The sequence below is a fragment of the Cocleimonas flava genome (assembly GCF_004339015.1).
GTDB classification, from domain to species: Bacteria; Pseudomonadota; Gammaproteobacteria; order Thiotrichales; family Thiotrichaceae; genus Cocleimonas; species Cocleimonas flava.
The window spans coordinates 572,359-588,147 of record NZ_SMFQ01000005.1; the positions used below are offsets into that span (position 1 = coordinate 572,359).

General features: G+C 41.7%; 15 protein-coding genes. 3 read left to right on the forward strand and 12 right to left on the reverse strand.

Annotated features, from left to right (window positions below):
- Positions 1-2: 2 nt before the first annotated feature.
- The 11 genes from EV695_RS19085 to EV695_RS19135 all read right to left on the reverse strand — a co-directional run bounded on the left by EV695_RS19085 (position 3) and on the right by EV695_RS19135 (position 11,423).
- Positions 3-938, reverse strand: a complete 936-nt coding sequence (locus EV695_RS19085) for a fumarate hydratase (protein ID WP_131907601.1) — start codon at positions 936-938, stop codon at positions 3-5.
- Between the two features lie 40 nt (positions 939-978).
- Positions 979-2,730, reverse strand: coding sequence for an L-aspartate oxidase (locus EV695_RS19090; protein WP_131907602.1), 1,752 nt, complete (start codon positions 2,728-2,730; stop codon positions 979-981).
- Between the two features lie 2 nt (positions 2,731-2,732).
- Positions 2,733-3,074 carry a succinate dehydrogenase, cytochrome b556 subunit gene (gene sdhC, locus EV695_RS19095; RefSeq protein WP_131907603.1) on the reverse strand — a complete coding sequence of 114 codons (342 nt, stop codon included), beginning with the start codon at positions 3,072-3,074 and terminating at the stop codon, positions 2,733-2,735.
- Positions 3,071-3,403 carry a succinate dehydrogenase gene (locus EV695_RS19100; protein WP_131907604.1) on the reverse strand — a complete coding sequence of 111 codons (333 nt, stop codon included), beginning with the start codon at positions 3,401-3,403 and terminating at the stop codon, positions 3,071-3,073. The genes sdhC and EV695_RS19100 overlap by 4 nt, the downstream gene beginning before the upstream one ends.
- 2 nt (positions 3,404-3,405) lie before the next feature.
- Positions 3,406-4,134 (reverse strand): succinate dehydrogenase/fumarate reductase iron-sulfur subunit, encoded by a 729-nt coding sequence (locus tag EV695_RS19105; protein ID WP_131907605.1) that lies wholly within the window; start codon positions 4,132-4,134, stop codon positions 3,406-3,408.
- 260 nt (positions 4,135-4,394) lie between these two features.
- Positions 4,395-5,315 (reverse strand): LysR family transcriptional regulator, encoded by a 921-nt coding sequence (locus EV695_RS19110; protein WP_131907606.1) that lies wholly within the window; start codon positions 5,313-5,315, stop codon positions 4,395-4,397.
- A 122-nt stretch (positions 5,316-5,437) separates the two neighbouring features.
- Positions 5,438-7,063, reverse strand: coding sequence for a thiamine pyrophosphate-binding protein (locus EV695_RS19115; RefSeq protein WP_131907607.1), 1,626 nt, complete (start codon positions 7,061-7,063; stop codon positions 5,438-5,440).
- Between the two features lie 55 nt (positions 7,064-7,118).
- On the reverse strand, positions 7,119-8,630 hold the full coding sequence (locus EV695_RS19120) for a tripartite tricarboxylate transporter permease (RefSeq protein ID WP_131907608.1): 1,512 nt from the start codon (positions 8,628-8,630) through the stop codon (positions 7,119-7,121).
- Positions 8,627-9,106: a tripartite tricarboxylate transporter TctB family protein gene (locus EV695_RS19125; RefSeq protein WP_131907609.1), complete on the reverse strand. Its 480-nt coding sequence runs from the start codon at positions 9,104-9,106 to the stop codon at positions 8,627-8,629. The genes EV695_RS19120 and EV695_RS19125 overlap by 4 nt, the downstream gene beginning before the upstream one ends.
- A gap of 76 nt (positions 9,107-9,182) precedes the next feature.
- On the reverse strand, positions 9,183-10,193 hold the full coding sequence (locus EV695_RS19130) for a Bug family tripartite tricarboxylate transporter substrate binding protein (RefSeq protein ID WP_207907158.1): 1,011 nt from the start codon (positions 10,191-10,193) through the stop codon (positions 9,183-9,185).
- 351 nt (positions 10,194-10,544) lie between these two features.
- Entirely contained in the window at positions 10,545-11,423 is an 879-nt protein-coding gene (locus EV695_RS19135) for a LysR family transcriptional regulator (protein WP_131907610.1), read from the reverse strand.
- A 166-nt stretch (positions 11,424-11,589) separates the two neighbouring features.
- On the opposite strand from EV695_RS19135, the gene comD reads away from it, so the two are divergent.
- Positions 11,590-12,093, forward strand: coding sequence for a sulfopyruvate decarboxylase subunit alpha (comD, locus tag EV695_RS19140; protein ID WP_131907611.1), 504 nt, complete (start codon positions 11,590-11,592; stop codon positions 12,091-12,093).
- Between the two features lie 2 nt (positions 12,094-12,095).
- Entirely contained in the window at positions 12,096-12,659 is a 564-nt protein-coding gene (gene comE, locus EV695_RS19145; protein ID WP_131907612.1) for a sulfopyruvate decarboxylase subunit beta, read from the forward strand.
- A 430-nt stretch (positions 12,660-13,089) separates the two neighbouring features.
- Here the strand turns inward: comE and EV695_RS19150 are convergent, their stop codons facing one another.
- The gene (locus EV695_RS19150) at positions 13,090-14,118 is read right to left on the reverse strand and encodes a LacI family DNA-binding transcriptional regulator (protein ID WP_207907159.1); all 1,029 of its coding nucleotides are present in this window, start codon (positions 14,116-14,118) and stop codon (positions 13,090-13,092) included.
- 203 nt (positions 14,119-14,321) lie between these two features.
- On the opposite strand from EV695_RS19150, the gene xylB reads away from it, so the two are divergent.
- Positions 14,322-15,788, forward strand: a complete 1,467-nt coding sequence (gene xylB, locus EV695_RS19155; protein WP_131907614.1) for a xylulokinase — start codon at positions 14,322-14,324, stop codon at positions 15,786-15,788.
- Position 15,789: the final 1 nt, after the last annotated feature.

The following is a 15,789-nucleotide window of genomic DNA, read 5'->3' on the forward strand; positions in this document are numbered from 1 at the left end:
GTCTATTCCTCCCATCCTGTTGTCTCACGTCTCATATAAGGCGTAAACCAGTTTGGATCTGTACGATAAGTTACTGTGCCATCGGCATGTATGCGAGCCGTTGCACGCCTTGAAGAAAGACAGAACATGTGCACGCTCATTGGCATACCACCGGTGTGGGTGTAACCCACTTCGATATGGCAATCCGCAACCATCGAGGCGCCGACAAAGCCCATCGCACCCATACCAATGTCATTACCCATTTCTTTGAGTTCTTGTTCAAGTTTGGCAATCTCAGGATCAGGATTAGCCTCCCCCACAGTGCGCAAACAAGCTGCCTGCTTACCCAGAACCATCGTCGTATCTTTTGAACCGCCAAGACCAATACCAACAACTGCCGGCTGACACGCTAAACCACGTTTACCAAATGAAACTAACGTATCGAGGAAAAATCGCTTAATGCCGTCAATACCATCACCAGGAAACAACATTCTGTAGTCTGTACCGAAGAGTCCACCCTTATGCACGGTGGTAATGTCGATCCAATCTACTCCTGGCTCAAAACTCCAGTCGATTTCTGGTGAGTTAATACCCACGTTATTATTGTGATCTGTTCTCCATAGTGGATGAACGCGATTAGGACGTAACGGGATATCGTGCGTTGCTTGTGCAGTTGCTTCACGCAATGCTCTTTCTATTGCGATTGGACCGCCTTCAAATTTAGCTTCATTTCCAACTTTTACGTAATAACGAGGCAGGCCAGAATCGGCACACATCGGGCGACGATCTTCGGTAGCCGCATCCCAGTTTTCCATCATTGTCTTTAGAACAAATTTGGATAAACCATCCTCTTTTTGAACCATGAACTCGATACCCTTTCGATAATCTTGTGGGATATCGATCGCCGCTTTACCCATAATCTGGTAAGCGGTATCTTTAATTACTTTATTAGAAATCATCGTGTGGTCTCTCTTAATATTCTGTTATGTATTTGTATGCTTAGCGCTTAACTTCGGGAGCGGTTTCCGAGTAATCATCAATTAATGATTCACCTGGTTTGATAATCGAAAAGTTAACCGGTGTATGAGTAACGCCGAAGTTGCCAGATTGATTCCGGGCAACGGTAAAGTAGGAGTCTTCCATCTTTCCCGGCTCGGGGAAATCTTCACGACAATGTGCGCCTCGGGAGTTCTCGCGGGATAAGGCAGCAGCCGCTATTACTAGCGAGATTTCGATCAAATTATATAAATTCAACCAGTCATGCCAGGTTGGATTAAATACGGTATTTTCTGCACCGATACCATTTTCGAGCAATTCCTCACGTAATTCCTCAACTCTTGAAATACCTCTCTGGATACCTTCTGCGGTTCGCATAACGCCAACATCTTCCCACATAATATCCATGAGCTTTTCGCGTAGATCATTCACATTTACGCCACCTTGTGGTGATGTGAATGGCAGCAGTGCCCGATCGATTTCTGCTTTGATAATGTCTTCATCGGCTTCCTGAAGCTCATCAATATCGGCAACATACTCAGCCATCGCTTCACCAGAAACACCACCGTAAACGGTAGAGTTGGCAACGCCGTTTCCGCCCAGTCTATTTGCTCCGTGAATTCCGCCAGCATCTTCACCAGCTACGAACAAACCTGGTAATTCTGTTTTAGTATCGGTATCACAGATCAAACCACCCATGAAATAATGTGCCGTTGGTACGACCTCTACCAATCCTCCTGCCAGATCAAAGCCACAGTCAGCACAACGCTTTACCATGCCTTTGAATTTTTTCTTAACATCCTCAACACCAAGATGACTCATGGCGATATAAACACCGCCATTTGGCGTGGTGTTTCCTTTTCGCATTTCGGCATAAATACCACGACTTACGATGTCTCTAGTGGCACGTTCACCACGTTCATCGTAGTCAAACATGAAGCGTTCTTTATTGCCATTTAGCAAATGCCCGCCAGCACCACGCAACCCTTCTTCCAGCACTGTGCCTGTCATGCGGGTATCTTTACCCGCCAACAATCCGGTCGGGTGAAATTGCACCATTTCCATGTCACGCAGCGGCAAACCAAGGCGTAAAGCCATCGCTAAGCCATCCATGCTCTTCTCACCCGATGGTGTGTAATAGCGATACATGGTTGGACCACCACCGGTTGCCAGCAATACAGCTTTTGCTCGAACCAGACGCATTGAACCGTCGCGCATATTGACCATCAGCACACCAGCCAGCGCATCACCTTTTTTATTCGGTATTAACGCCAGTGCTCTATGCTCTTCAAGACGATCTATCGGCAGCGCGAGTACTTGTTCCATCAGACGGCTGATAATCTCTATTCCGGTAAGGTCGCCTTTATGCACTGTGCGATCCGCTGTTTGTCCTGCAAATGCTTTATGATGCAATGAGCCATCGTCTTCTCTATCGAAGAAGCAGCCTATCTCATTTTCAAGCTCTTGCACTCGGGTTACTGCAGTCTCACAAAGTTTCCATGCCAAATCCTGATCAGGCAACCATTTACCGCCAGCAATGGTGTCCATGAAATGGCGTTCAACAGAATCATCATCACTCATTGCAACGTTGTAGCCGCCCTGTACCATTCGAGTACAACCGCATTTACCCATCAAGCCTTTCACAGCGATGCTGATTTTTAGATCTGGATTAGCTTTATAGGCGTGTAATGCTGCTAATAAGCCAGCTCCACCAGAGCCAATAATTAAAATATCGGTATCGTTTCTTTCTATCATGATCAAATCGCTCTCAATAAGAAGGCTAAAGCCACAAAAAATGCTATTGCAACTGCCACTGCGGCAAATGTTTTCTGTCCGGGTTTCCAGGGCAAGAATTCAAGTGCAAGTAATCTCAGGCCGCCAAATAAATGCACCGCCAATAAAAACACTAATCCGAACTCAGCAAACTTAACGATTGGCTGCTCCGCCCAGTGCAACATGCTATCTAGCGATTCAGGCTCATTCAGTGCCAGACTAAGAATGTAAAAATGCGCAGGAAGAAATAACGCAAGCGCTATACCCGAAACGCGATGAAGAATATAGGCGTACCAGAGGGGTTGATTTCTATGTGTTTTAATCATGACATCACCACCGCGTAAACTGCTTTACTACCAAGACCCAATAACAAAATAACAATCGCCGTAGTAATCCAGTTAAGGCGCGCGCCTGTTACCCCCAGCCATTCATAAATGACCACTCTTAAACCTATCGCCGCATGGATTGATAAGGCCACGACAAATAAGCCGTAGATCAAGCCCCAGAAAAAACTACCTTGAGTGCGACCCAGTATTTCACCGGAAGATAGACCGCCCTGAATAGCGTAAATCATGACGCCCAGATGAAGTAACACCAATGGCGCCATCAGCATCGCAGTCAAACGTTGTGCAATATATAATTTGATACTGAGCACTATTACATCTCCCCTTTTAGTGTTGCTATTGCTGCCGCTTTTTTCAGGCCAGCAATAGAACGAGTAGGATTGAGGGTATTAGGACAATAGGTAGTACAACCTTGTTGGGAATGACAAGATTGACAGCCACCGTCTCCAGTAACAGCCTTAAGACGCTCTATTCTGCCACCATCTCGAACATCATTGACTAAGGTCCAGGCTCTGTTAAGCGCTGCAGGGCCTAAATAACTAGCATCATTTTCTACAACATCACAGGATGCGTAACACACGCCACAGTTAATGCATTCAATACCTGCATTGGCTTCGCGACGGGATTTTTCCTTGGGTGAGATAATCTGGACTGAATCGTCACGCGTTTTAGTTGGAACAAAATGGCCTTTCGCCTTGGTCCATTTTTCAAAAAACTCATTCAAGTCACAGGCAAGGTCTTTAATGATCGGCATGTTTCTTAAGGGTTCGATAGTGATGGTATCGCCATCCATAACCTTTGAAACATGCGTACGACAGGTCCAGCGCGGTTTGCCGTTAACTGTCATCGCACAGGAGCCACACATACCCACACGACATGCAAAACGGTAGGATAAATCAGGCTCTAGATTACGCTGAATCCAGGTCACCACATCTAATACTGTTTGGCTTTCTTTGGCGGGTACTTCGTATTCTTTCAGAGCGCTATTCGAGTTATCACCACGACTAAGCAATACCTTTATCGTTTTACCTTTATTTGCCACTTAATCTCTCCATTAGTCCCTTGAGTGATCACTCAAGCTTATTCTTGCTCAACAACAGACAAGCAATACTTGTCGTTGCTGATGTTGGATAAGATTTAATAACAAAAGAAAGTCTTGATCAAACGAATAAAATTGTAGATTTTATTAAGTAATGGTTTATTTAAAATAACGCATTTATCAACATACAGAATGACTTAAAATTCTAAAGTCATGACTAAATAATATGAAAAATACAGTTAAAGAATTTTTTAAAATAGCGGTCAGCTTTTTGTGGTTTGAGAAGGGTCTAACATGGCTTTGGTGACCCCAGACTCCTCAACAATCTGAATAAGTTTTTCCCACAAAAGCTCTATAAGCAAATGCTTGCTGGTATCTCGACGATAAAGCACGCCCAGCACGCGTTTAAAAGACGTATCCTCAAGTGGAATGATATTCAGATGTTCATGTTCCGGTTTTGAACAGCAATTCAACGGAACGATAGATACACCAAGGTTATTCATAACCATTGCCGCAGTGGCCTCTAAAGTATCGAGCTCCATGGTTTCATGAACATGAATATTATTTTCGATTAACCAATGATCAATATCCTTTCCTACCCAGGCTTTTCTCGCATAGCGGATAAACGATTGAGTCCGAAGGATTTCCATGGGATCAGTCATCTCAACTTCTTTGGAGGTTAAAACCACAAAGGGTTCTTCGGTAAACGGACGCCAGATCAAATGCTCATAGATAGTGGGTGGCTCTGTCATTACTGCAACATCAAGAAAGCCTCTATCGACTTGTGCATATAAATCGTCAGATAAGCCGGGATAGATGCGGATGTGCAAATTATCGTGATCATCCTGTAAGGTTTTAATCGCCCTTGGCATTATCCCAGTGGTAGTGGTTGGAACCGTTCCCACTGTGAGGTTTTCTAACGTATCAAGCTCACCTTCTAAGGATGGTTTTAATTCTTCGTAATGTTTGATCAGCTTCAACGCCTTGGGGATTAAGGCATATCCGGCAGGATTCAATACCGGAGGACGCTTGGTACGATCAAATAGAGGCATATCAAGCTCGTCCTCTAATGCCTTCATTTGTTGGCTCACGGCGGCAGGTGTTAAGTAAACAGCTTCGGCTGCTTTAGCAAAAGTTCCAAGTTCAGCAATTGCTATAAGGGTTTTAAAACGACGAACACCCATCAATGTATACCAGAATTATAGTTAAGAGGACCTTTATCATAGGACATAAATAACCACTTTATATCAATTAAATATTAATCAATATATAAAGGTCACCCCCCTACTTACAGGCACTTTTTTAATTAGTGACCACTTCCAGAAGGCGCTGGTAATCCTTCAATTCGCACATTAACACAGGCGGGCAGTCCGCTATCAATCGCTCGTTTTAACGCTGCATCCAGGTCAAATGGGTCTGTCACATATTCACCGTGACCACCTAAACCTTCTACAGCTAAGTCGTAACGTGTTTCATCAAGCTCACAGCCAATCAGGCGATCTTCACCATATTCCCTGAGCTGAAGTTGCACCTCAGCATTCCATTTGGCATCGTGTCCTATCACCGCTACCAGTGGAAGCTTATTGCGCACGGCTGTTTCAAATTCGCTGAAATGAAAACCCGCAGTACCATCGCCCATCAATATAAAAACAGTAGAATCAGGATGACTCGCTTTCGCGCCAATCGCATAGCAAATACCGCCACCAATAGCACCGGAAATGCCATTAATGATTCGCTTAGGAGCGGACAAGAATGCCTGTGACCACTGACCAAATTCACCACCATCACACACTAATATTGCATTTTCTATGCCTGACATTGCTCGTTGTACAGAGGTACACAAAGAGGCAGGATGAATTAAATCAGATACGATATCGTCAGCATCTTCCCCACGCTCTGTAATGACATTTGTTACCCTATCCATCCATCTTTGTCTGTCAGATGTCGGCGCGACCTGACAAGCACTCAGTGATTCAGCAAGACTTTTAACACTAGCAATTTCAGTCAGAACAATTCGCTCACCAAGAGCCTGTCGCGCGCGCTCAAGCATTTGCTTATCAGGATCAACAACCAAGACCCTGCAATCTGCGCCGAATGAATTAGCATTAGCAAAACTCAAGGTAAAATCAACAGACTTACCCAAAATCACTACAACGTCTGATTCAAGCAATACATTACTAAAATCGCCCAAGGAAGGATCCTTAAGTCCGCGCGGACTTTCCATACTTACAACGGGCACCGATAAGGCCGATGTCAGTTTAGAATGTAATTCGCCGATTCTTGTTTCAGTTAATGCAGGACCTGTAATAATCAGTGGACGTTGTGCGTTTTGTAACTCATTTTTAATCTGCTCAACAACTGCATCTGATGATGCTTCTCTATCAGGAGAGTAATCGCTCACACCGCTTAACTTCGATGTATCCACTTCCTGTTCAAGAAGATCCTGAGGCAGAGCTAAATGTACAGGACCCGGACGACCTGAACGCGCTGTTTTAATCAAAGCACTAAGATCATCTGGAATCGTTTCAACAGAAACAGAACGTTTAGATAGCTTGGTTAACGGAGTAGCAATTGCTACCTGATCAAGCTCTTGAAAGGCACCCATACCATCTTTGGAAATAGGTGAATCACCACTGATCAATATCACCGAGCTCTCAGCACAAGTCGCCGAATACAATGGCGCCAGGCCATTGGCAAAACCTGGGGCTGCTGGCAATAGAGCCACCCCTATTTCATCATTCAATTGTGACCAGGCATCTGCCATAAAAACTGCAGCAGCTTCGTGCCTTACATGTATTAAACGAATGCCTACATCAATGATTGCATCAAAAATAGGCATGATTTGATTGCCAGATAAAGTAAAGATTGTCTTTACTCCGGCCTCAGCTAAACCTTCAGCAACAAGATTTGCTCCACGTTTACTTTTCGTCATTTTGTTTTGTCTCAGATGTATTTAAAACAGATAGTTGTATGAGTTTTTGAAACTCTTATTCTTGATTTCCGTGCTCTACCGCTTCAGCCTTTTTCTTGCCTAAACCGGAACGGATAATTGCAACTATGGTTATGATCGTGAGTGTCCAGAAGAACCAGGTAATTGGGCCTCTAACGAGTATTTCCCCAGAACCACCAGACATTAGCATCGACTGCCTAAAGTTATCTTCCAGTAGCGGCCCAAGGATAAAAGCAATAAGAAACGGTGCTGCAGGTATGCCTTTACACAGCATGACATATCCCAACCAACCCATCGCAAACATTACACCTACATCGAAGATATTGTTATTAACCGCGTAACAACCGTATACACAAAGCACCATTACGGCGGGGAATAAAATACCTCGTGGAATATCAGCAACATACCTGAATGCACGAATAGCTACCGAACCTATTAAAAACAAAAAGACCGAACTGATGATCAAGCCCATGAACAATCCATAGATGATATCCGGACTATTCAAAAACATCATGGGTCCAGGCTGTAAGTTATGCACCATGAAAGCACCAATGATTACCGCAGTGATGACATCCCCTGGAATACCCAGTGCTAGAAGCGGTATCAACGTAGCCCCTGCTACACCATTGTTTCCAGATTCAGATGCGGCAACGCCTTCGATTTCACCTTTACCAAAGTTTTCTTTGTTCGGTGATTTTCGTCGAGCCTCGCTATACGAGAGAAACGCTGAAGGGGCTGCTCCAATACCCGGGATACTCCCGAGGAAAACACCGATAAAGCTACCTCTTACGATAGATTTAAAACAACGTTTATATTCTGCAAATGTCACCCATTCTTTACCGAGACTTTGCGTTTCACCTTCATTCGATTTGGGATTCCAAACCATTGCTAATATTTCAGGTATTGCAAATAAACCAATCAACACAGCGATGAAGTTCAATCCACCCATTAGGTTTGGATCATTCAGTGTAAATCGATTAGTGCCGTAGACTAGATCGAGCCCTATGGTGGCGAGTATCAACCCAAACAAAGCGCTGACAATACCTTTCAGCAAACTATCACCTGAAACACCCGCAATAATTGTTAGCGAGAATAAAATCAGGGTAAAAAACTCTGGTGGTCCGAACTTTAATGCAAACGCAGCTAACCAACCCGCACACAGTATTAGCGCCAGATTAGAGATTAGATCTGCAGTACAAGAAGCCCATAACGCCATCCCCAAAGCTTTGCCCGCTTGCCCATTTTTAACCATCGGATGGCCATCAAGAATGGTCGCACTAGAGGCTGGCGTACCCGGTGTTTTAATAAGAATAGCCGGAATACTACCGCCAAAAATCCCCCCTTTATAAACACCCAATAACAATAAAATACCTGTAATTGGCTGCATTGCAAAAGTAAAAGGAAGCGTTAATGCCACTGCCATTGTTGCCGACAAACCTGGAATAGCACCCGCTATAACACCAATTAAAACGCCGCCTGCCAACGCAAACACACTCTCAAAATTCGCAACTAACTCAAAACCCGCTGCAAGGTTTTCTAACAATGTCATGGCAACCTCAAAAACTCACCTTGAGGAATAGCCATTCCTGCAACATGAGCAAAAAACATATATAAAACGAGCGGAATAACTACCGCTGAAATGAGGGCTGTTCGTGGATGAGATGTTTTGATCAATACCGCCAAAGCGACAAACGAAATCATTGACGTCCACACAAGCCCTAATACAGGAATTGCAGCAACATAAGCAGCCATCAAGACAGCTAAGAATGCAATTCGCTTATAACATCCTTTAGTCGGCAATAGTTCTGCAACACTATCCTTAACGGCACTTCTTCCCGAGATCATCAGAGCAATACCGGTGATTCCCAAAAGAACGCTTAAAACCTCCGGCCAAAATACGGGAGATAACACTATATTCGTCACATTAGAGGGCGCAGTAACACCATAAGGAATTGCTACAAAAAGCAGAAATAAAGATAGAATTAATGAGGCCAAACCCGTACTAAAATAAGAGTTGTTTAACATTACAAAACCCTTTGTAAAAAATATGCAAAAGAACAGCCTTGAGGAATTTCAAGGCTGTAGATGGAGAGGAGGCTTATTAGCCCTCTACCCTCATGCCTAGCTCATCGACTAATGCTTTGAACTGATTGTACTGTTTATTAATAAACTCCTTTGATTCTTCAGGACTCATTAAACGGATAACTGAACCGCGCGCTTCCATCTTCTCTTTAAATTCTTTATTAGAAGTGGCTGTTCCTAACCATTTACCCCAGGATGCTGCTATATCATCAGGCAAGTCATCAGGACCAGCGACACCCGTCCAACCAACTAACTGCTCTAAATTTGGCTTACCAAGATCTTTTGAAGTAGGCGCATCAAAACCTGCTACAGGCTCTGCTGTTGTTACTAACAGAGGCTTAAGCTGCTTATTCTTTACAAAACTAGCTAAGGCTGATGAATTAGTACAAACAAATGTAGCAGTACCGGTTAAAACAGCCGTTGCAGCACCTCCGCCACCTTTCATCGGAAGATGTGTTGCCTGTTTCACTGGATTTTCCAAACCAAACTCTTTGAGCACCATCGCCGCTGCTAATTGCAACAAACTACCTACACCAGAAGAGCTATAACTTACGCTGCCTGGCTTAGCCTTTGCTCTAGCTACCAAATCTTCCATCGAATTTATATCGCTATCCGCTTTTACAGCACAGGCAACAGGGTTTATTTCATAAATTCCAACAAATCGAAAATCTTCCAATTTATAAGGAAGCGTGGCTTTTATCGCAGGGTTTACTGTGTGAGTACCTACTCGAGCAAACAACATGGTATATCCGTCTGCTTTAGCATTCTGTACCGCTACTGAACCAATCGCCCCACCAGCGCCAGCCTTATTAACCATTACCAATGGCTTTCCAACTTCTTTACTCAATGGTTCAGAAATAGTTCGCGCTGAGATATCAGTCGCTCCACCAGGGCCGTATGGAATTATCATACTGATGGGGCGAGAGGGATAATCGGCCGCAAAAGCACTATTGCTTAAAAAAACGACACTCATCGCTGCTGAAATTAATAGTTTCGATTTGTTCATTTTTATTTTTTTTAGTAAATACATTCTGTCTCCTTGATTTTTTTATGAATACCAAGCAATGAATACTAAAAAACCTGCTAGCATTTTTACTTAGCGTCCTCCTTTTAAAAAAGGGTTTCAAACTTATATAACTTTTTAGAATTTATTGAATAGAGATATAAGAGCCGTTTTAATATAGGCTTTTTTAAAAGGTTTAACTCAAATAGTTTCTTTACATTAAATAAAGAAAAATTTTAGAAAGCTAAAATAAGCTATGAATAATTTTCCTGATAAATTTGCTTTATCTAAAAAATTGAAAACATTAAAAACTAAAAAACGCTGTAACATCAATTACTTTGCATAAATTGATTGAGAGATAAAGATTTGCCCATTTTCCTAATCGTAGCTTTGTAATATTTTTTCGATTTCCTTTTGCAAACGATCAACTATCCTGCTTTTAGAGCAATCCTTACGAGTAAGAATACCTAATTCGCGAGCAATGTAAGCAGTCCCTAATGGTATTTTTCTGAGTTTCGCAAAAATCGGATCTGGAGCACAAAGATTAGGGACAATAGCTACTCCAAGATTGTGCGTAACCATGTATGTCAGCGTTTCTATCGAATCAATCATCATAACTCCATGCATTTGAAGTTTATTCTGTGATAACCACTGCTCGATAACTACGCCTGCAGCAGTATGTCTATTTTGTTGAATGAATGGATTCTCACTTAGTATCTTTGATGGATCATTACCTTTAACTTCTGGTGAGGTTAATAACACTAACTCCTCTTCAACAATAGCCTGCCAGTTTAAATTTTCATCAAATCGTTCGGGCTTACTGATAAGTGCCGCATCTATAGTTCCATAACTAATTTGATCAAATAAGTTATATGTCGTACCAGGTACAATTCGAACAAATAAATCGGGATAATTCTTCATTAAACCCTTTACAGAACGCGGTATAAGCTCTCGAATAGTTGATGGAATTGCACCAAGCGTTAATTCACCAATAAACTGAGCATCACCCACCAATCCCTCAAATATTGTTTCATAATCGTGAATAACTGATTTAGCTTTAGGGATTAATGCCAAGCCAAGCTGATTCAATCTTGGACTTTTTTCGTTACGATCGAACAATCTTACATCATAGATTTCTTCAAGGCGTTTCATCTGTTGACCGACAGCGGCATGCGAGATACAGACATTTTCAGCGGCAGCACTAAAACTTCCATATTCAGATATAGCCACAAGGGTTTTGAGTAATTTAATCGACATTATTTACCTCAATTCAAACTCTTAAACAACGTATTAGCATATATAGAATAGCTCACCAAAGTAAAATTATATTTTACTTGTCCTTAAATATATTTGAATTGAATTAAATTAATTTTTAATAAATTATTAACAAGAGTTTTTCGCAATTAATGAGTAAGGAGTAGCAATGTCCATAGACGTAAACGAAAGAATTGTCAGTGATTTTGTAAAGAACAAAATCGAATTAGTGACAACAGTGCCCTGTAAACAATTGGCCACAACAATTGAAAAAATAGACGAAAATAAAGACATATACCATATTCCCTCAAACAAAGAAGACGAAGGGATGGGCATTTGCGCTGGTGCATTTATGGGCGGTAAACGTTCTGCAATTATTATGCAAAACACCGCTATTGGCGTCACTATAAACACCTTGGCCACATTGACACAATATTATCGTATACCACTTCCGATGTTGATTAGTTACCGCGGTGAACTAGGTGAACCAGTTGCTTGCCAGGTTGAGATGGCCCTTCATACAAAAGCATTGTTGAAACAAATGAATATACCCACATACCACTTTCATAACGAGAGCGATGTGGAAGAGTTAGATAAAATTTTACAGTATACATTTATGTGCAATAAACCCGTTGCGATATTAACTGACGCGACTTTTTGGAAGGGGTACTAATCATGATTCGTTCAGAAATAATAAAAAGCTTAATTCCAGTAATTTCAGATCATTTTGTCGTATGCAATATTGGTTTACCCAGTCAAGAACTACATATGATGGATGACCAGTCGACTAACTTTTATATGTTAGGAACTATGGGATTATCTTCATCGATTGGCTTAGGTGTTGCCTTAGCACAAAAACAAACAGTTATATCAATTGATGGCGATGGCTCGGTGTTAACTAACTTAGGTACGTTGCCGACTATTGCGAACAACGTAACTGATAACTTCATATTGCTGATAATTGATAACGGGAGCTACGGTTCAACGGGTGATCAGCCGACATATGCCGGCCAAAAAACGTCATTAACAGCAGTAGCTTTAGCCTGTGGTTGCGAGAATGTTATTGAATGCCAAGCAGAAGAAGCCGCTGAAGTTATGCAGAAAGCCATCGATAGTAAAAAAATGACAATAATCGTGTGTAAAAGCGAATCAGGAAATATTCCTGTGCCCGTTATTACTATGGACCCTGTCATAATTCGTCATCGCTTTATGACTGAATTAACGAAGCGGAATACTTAATCAAACAATCAATTGACTTAAAATAAAAGCTCGTCACGATAACTAAAAATTAAGTTATTGTGACGAGCTTTTTAACTAGAATTTTCGCAATAAATCTAAATCTACGCGGCCTTTCACGAATATCACAAACTCTCGTAAATCTGGGTTAGTCTTATAAATAATGACAAACAACTTTACTGATAAGCTAAACTATTAAGAAATTAGTTAGATTTTTAAATCAGTAAATATACGCTCTAAAAATAATTAAATTTACAGTTAAGAATAGGCAAAAATGCCACCCCCCTACTTTGGATGACATTTTTTTCGTTTTTTACCGTACCTAGTATAGAACCACTCTACCGCGTTAATAATAAAATGAAGTGTCGTTCAATAGTCAGAGTAGAAATTCAACGAGTGGCAATAATTTATCGCTTTTAAGATCAATATTTTTTTAAGGTAAATTATCCCGTAAGAATATATCGACTTTCACTTCTTCTGGGTATGGAGCGCTTTCGTTACCACGGTAGTGGTTAGTTAATATTTTCAAAGCATCTTGTGCTTCTTTTGCAGCTTCCTGATTAATCACTGCATTCATAGTGCCATCTAAAAGGTATTCACGAGAATAAGAGGTTAATTCATGCCCGACCCAGATTATTTCTTTTTCCTTTTTGGAGTCTCGTAAAGCACGACCTATTCCCCTCGTTCCACTACCCACACTATAGATAGCCACAAGATCTTTATACTCCTCGATAATTTCAATGGCTTTTTTGTAAGCCTCTTCGTATCTATCCAGAGTTTCTAGGTTATGTATCACTTCTAGTTGCGGACTATAATCCCGCAAGGCACTAATGAATCCGAGCTCTCGCTCTTGATGATCAGAATAGATGAAACTTTGACTGCCTTTGAATACAGCCACGCTTCCTGACTTGTTATTCGCCATCATGGAAATCAAATGAGCTGAGGTACGACCTGCAGCACGATTATTCGGCCCGACATGCCCAATAGTGCGTTGACTATTAAAGCTAGAAACCATCGTGACTACTGGAATTTTTTGATTACAAATATTATTAATGGACTCTCGCACAAAAGGATCTTCCATTGGCATCACTGCTATGCCATCTGTCTTTTTTGACACCTTATCCAATAATTCAGCCAGAGATTTTGGATCAAAGCTTCTTACTCTATGACACTTGATGGTAATACCGTCTCTTTTATAACCATCACTTAGGCTCATAACATTATCAGCAAGGTGATTTAAGAAACTTCCAGAGCCATCAGGCAAAATCACATCAAACTTGAGGGGTTTATGAGGGTTCGAGCCACCTTGAATCTCATCAACTGCATCCCAGATACGCTTAGCTGTAGTGACAGATACTCCTGAGCGGCCATTGATTACTCTATCTACCGTGGCAATACTGACACCTGCTTTTTCGGCGATATCTGATTGTTTAGCCCATACTTTAGACACATTAACATCCATTAGAATCATCTCTTAATATCATAATGACATTATTACTTTTTTATATCTATAAAATAATAACTTTCTTTAGCCATGATCAGCCAACGTCAAAATGAAGTATTTTAGAGGTGTTTTTTCTATAATTATTGACAACACATCTATAATACATCAGTATCACATCTTAATCACGTCATTTTAACGTCATTTAAACATCAAGGTTTATTATGTATTTGGGTTTAGATCTAGGCACTTCTGGTTTAAAAACTGTTCTCTGCAACGAGGACCAACAGATTATTGCCCAGAATAATGTGCCTTTATCTGTCAGCAGACCTCACCCAAAATGGTCTGAGCAAAATCCAGAGGATTGGTGGAACGCGGTAGTTTCTTCACTAACTCAATTAAAAGCATCAAACCCAGATGAAATGATGCAAGTTAAAGCAATAGGTTTAGCAGGACAAATGCACGGAGCGGTTCTGCTTGACGATGAAGGCAATGTTTTACGGCCTGCAATACTTTGGAACGATGTTCGATCGGCCACAGAATGTGAAGAGCTCGAAAAGTCAGAGCCTAACTTCAAGGCACTTTCAGGCAACCCTGCGTTCCCAGGATTTACATCACCCAAATTAATGTGGGTAGCGAAACATGAGCCAGAGGTTTTTGCCAAGGTAGCAAAAGTATTGCTGCCCAAGGACTATATTCGCTTCCGCTTAAGTGGTGAATATATCTCGGAAATGTCAGATTCTGCAGGAACCTTATGGCTAGATGTTAAGAATCGAAAATGGTCAGAAAGATTACTTGCTGCTACGAATTTAAATTTATCCCATATGCCAAAATTAGTAGAAGGCTCTGCTGAAGGCGGCAAAGTAACTGATGAACTTTCTCAAAAATTTGGCCTTCAACAAAACGTAATTATTGCCGGCGGAGCTGGCGATAATGCCGGCGGCGCAGTAGGAATCGGAGCAGTATCTCCAGGTCAGGCATTTTTATCGCTAGGTACTTCAGGCGTGATATTTGTCTGCAACGAAAGTTATTTACCAAAACCTGAAGCTGCCATACATACTTTCTGCCACGCACTGCCAAACACTTGGCATCAAATGAGCGTGATGCTTAACGCCTCATCTTGTTTAGATTGGCTAGCAGAATTAACGAATACTAAAGATGTTTTAACACTATTAAACGAAGTAGAACAGATAGCTGACGAACCATCAGACATTATATTCCTCCCTTATCTGACTGGCGAAAGAACCCCACATAACGATGCTGATGCAAAAGGTGTTTTCTTTGGCATGACGGCCACCACCAAACGAGCAAATCTGGGATTAGCAGTACTAGAAGGGGTTGCCTATGCGTTCGCAGATGGACTTGACCCACTTCTGGAATCAGGTGCAACAATCAATCAAATTTCAGTGATTGGTGGCGGAGCTCGAAGCGAATTATGGGGGCAAATACTCTCTGATGTTTTAGGGCAGGAACTTACTTATCACGAAGATGCAGAAAGCGGCCCGGCTTTTGGCGCTGCTCGATTAGCAAGACTAGCCTTCACAGGTGAAGACGTTTCTAAAATCTGTACAACACCACCTGTTAAAAACACTATCAAACCAAATCCAACAAAACAACAGTATTACAAACCTAGGCTGGAACGCTTTAGACGTTTGTATACCTCCTTAAAACCTGAATTTAGCAGTCTGTAAA